Source organism: Candidatus Protofrankia californiensis, from assembly GCF_900634765.1.
Classification (GTDB): Bacteria; Actinomycetota; Actinomycetes; order Frankiales; family Frankiaceae; genus Protofrankia; species Protofrankia californiensis.
The window spans coordinates 13,167-15,771 of sequence record NZ_CAAAFT010000250.1; the positions used below are offsets into that span (position 1 = coordinate 13,167).

A 2,605-nucleotide genomic window follows, 5' to 3' on the forward strand; every position below is an offset into this window, starting at 1 on the left:
TTTTTTCTGGTGTCCGGGGAGATCTTTTCTGGTGTCCGGAGACCGTCGCGGATCGTCGGTTCGAATCAGGTTGTCGTTGTGGAGCTTCATCACCTTGTCGAACGCGACGCGATTGTGGGTGCGGATCGCCTCGATGATGCCGGAGTGCACGTCCAGGCTGTGCTGGAGCATCGGCTCGTGGCCATCGATGAACGTCGCCCGGCTCAGTGTGGCCTTGAGTAAGGCCATCACACTCTGGTGCATACCGTCCAGTACCGGGATCCGTGCGGCGGTGACCAGAGTGCGGTGCATGAGCATGGTGCCCTCGACGTAGCTGCGCGCGTCCCGGGCCGAGGCCATGTGGTCGTAGGCGTCCTGGATCGCATCGACATCACTGGCGGTTGCGCGATCGAAGGCGACAGCAGTCAGGCTGGCCTCGAGATACATCCGGGCTTCGAACAGCTGGAGGGGATGCGTACCGGAGTCGTGAAACCACAGGTCCATCGCTCCCAGTCGCAGCTGTGGAGGCAGGCTGGCGACAAAGATGCCACCGCCGGTGCCCGGACGCACGCCCACCAGACCCCAGTTGCGCAGGATCCGCAGCGTCTCGTTCATGATTGTCGGACTGATGCCGAATCGTTCCATGAACTCGGCACGGCGGCCGAGGTGTGCGCCGACCGGCAGCCGCGCCTGGAGGATCTCGTCCTCGATATCAGCGGCTACCTGCTCGGCACGCGATTTGCGAGCACTCGAATCGGGTCGTCGTTCGGCCACGGGAACCTCTCCTCGGACGTGGCGATGCACCGTTCATGTAGTCAGCGTAAAGGCATAAATTATATATGCACAATACCTTGTGTCGGCGGGAGAGCGCACGCTCGTGGAGCAGGAATGAAGTACGGGTATCTGCTGTGTGAATCGCTCTGGCAGCAGCGCGCGGCCACGTCGGACGGATCTTCCTGCGGAGCTGCCCGGGAGTCCGTACCGAATAGCTCGACCCCGTCGGGTCGACACCGCCTCGCCGCCTCGACCTTGGTTGCACTACGGTGTTATTTTGTCACTGACAGTGACAAGCACGCCATCCTTGCGTCCTCGGCGCTGGTGGCACGTGTTTCTCCGCGACAAGTTATGGCACCTGCGCCCAGACACCCCAGCAGACGAACACCTTGGCATTGATATTGGAGGTCGGTCGAGTACGAACCGAAGCCATCACCTGGCAGGAGCGTCTCGTAGCATTTTCTCGGCATAAACATGACCCACAACCCGCTTCTTGCCGGCACCGACGAGAACATGGCCGGATTGCTGCGTGCCCGGCCCAGCCCGGCCCGCGTCAGCCGGACATGACGCGCAGCGTGTCCGGCCGGTGGCTGTTGAGGCGGTCGAGCGCGGCGGATGTCGCGCCATCGGCGGGGAGGTGGACGATCAGACGTTGATCGTCGTCGGCGGGTAGGTCGAGCGTTGCGAGCGACTGCCTGGTCGCAAATCTACGCGCGGCCCGGTCACCTTTGACGGGGAGTTCTATCAGGTCGCGGGCCTCGTTCCGGCGCCGGTCCCGACCCCGCCGATCTGGACCGGATCGCTCGGCCCGAAATCGCTGCCGGATGATGACGATTCGGTGGAGAGCGGCGTTGGCCAGCCGGTCCGGATTGTCCCCGGCGGTGAGCAGCAGGGCCGCGGTCGCTGCTCCGGTCACCGGGACCGATCTCCTTCCATGGCAGAGCGGCCCGCTGGACGAACAGGCCGGGATGGTTGCGTTTCACCGTGAGGATGCAGGGGGTGCCGCGGCCGGAGAGGGCTGAACTGTCCGCGTCGTCGTAACGCAGGTCCGGCCCTGCGATCACTGTGAGGTCGGTGGCTCCGGCTGTTCGTCATGGTGGATGTCGATGAGCACCTTCCCGACCACGCCGCCTTCGACCGCGTCGTGCGCGGCGGCTGTCTCGGTCAGCGGGAAGCGGTGCACCGGCAGCCCGGCGTCTTCGCCGGCCCGCAGGGCGCCCGCGGCCACGGCGGCGCTCACGTCCCCGACGGCTTGGCGCTTCGCCGCGTCGGGCATCGTGTAGACGAGCACGAACTGTAGGCGGGTGTTGGCGAACATGTGCGGCCTGAGGGGAACGGTCAGCTGCGAGCCGCTGGTGTCGGCGTAGATGGCGACGGCCCCGTTCGAGGCTATGACCTGCTGGTTGAGCTCGGCGTTCACGATGGGGTCCACCTCGACCACTATGTCGACGCCCTCAGGGGCGGTCTTGCGTATCGCTTCGGCCGCGTCCGGTGTGCGGTAGTTGATGACGTGGTGCGCGCCGGCCGCGGAGGCCAACGCTGCCTTCTGCGGAGAGCTGACGGTGGAGACGACGTTCGCTCCGGCCCAGCGCGCCAACTCGATCGCGGCGTGCCCGACCGCTCCCGCGCCGCCGGCGACGAGCACGGTCCGGCCGGCCAGCGCCGACGGTCCGAGGACGGACGGACCGTCCGGGTGGACGGTGAGGGCGCGGTGCGCGGTCATGGCCGGGATGCCGAGGCTCGCCCCGAGGCCGAACGAGGCGCCCAGGGGCAGCGGCACCGCCTGGCGCGCTGGCAGCACCACCGCCTCCTGCGCGGTGCCGTCGGCTCGCTGCCAGGCCGCCTCCCAGAT

2 protein-coding genes and 1 pseudogene are annotated in these 2,605 nt (G+C 66.7%); 1 reads left to right on the forward strand and 2 read right to left on the reverse strand.

Annotated elements, in window-relative coordinates; genetic code table 11:
* Positions 1-753, reverse strand: a 753-nt coding sequence (locus DD1DGNOD_RS13380; RefSeq protein WP_131770284.1) for a FadR/GntR family transcriptional regulator, incomplete at its 3' end; no start/stop codon positions are given.
* A gap of 718 nt (positions 754-1,471) precedes the next feature.
* Here DD1DGNOD_RS13380 and DD1DGNOD_RS29405 point away from each other — a divergent pair.
* Positions 1,472-1,573: pseudogene (locus DD1DGNOD_RS29405) on the forward strand (LLM class flavin-dependent oxidoreductase); the annotation flags it as partial.
* A 240-nt stretch (positions 1,574-1,813) separates the two neighbouring features.
* Here DD1DGNOD_RS29405 and DD1DGNOD_RS13395 read toward each other — a convergent pair.
* Positions 1,814-2,605: zinc-binding dehydrogenase (locus DD1DGNOD_RS13395; RefSeq protein WP_131770285.1), on the reverse strand; the 792-nt coding region annotated here is incomplete at its 5' end.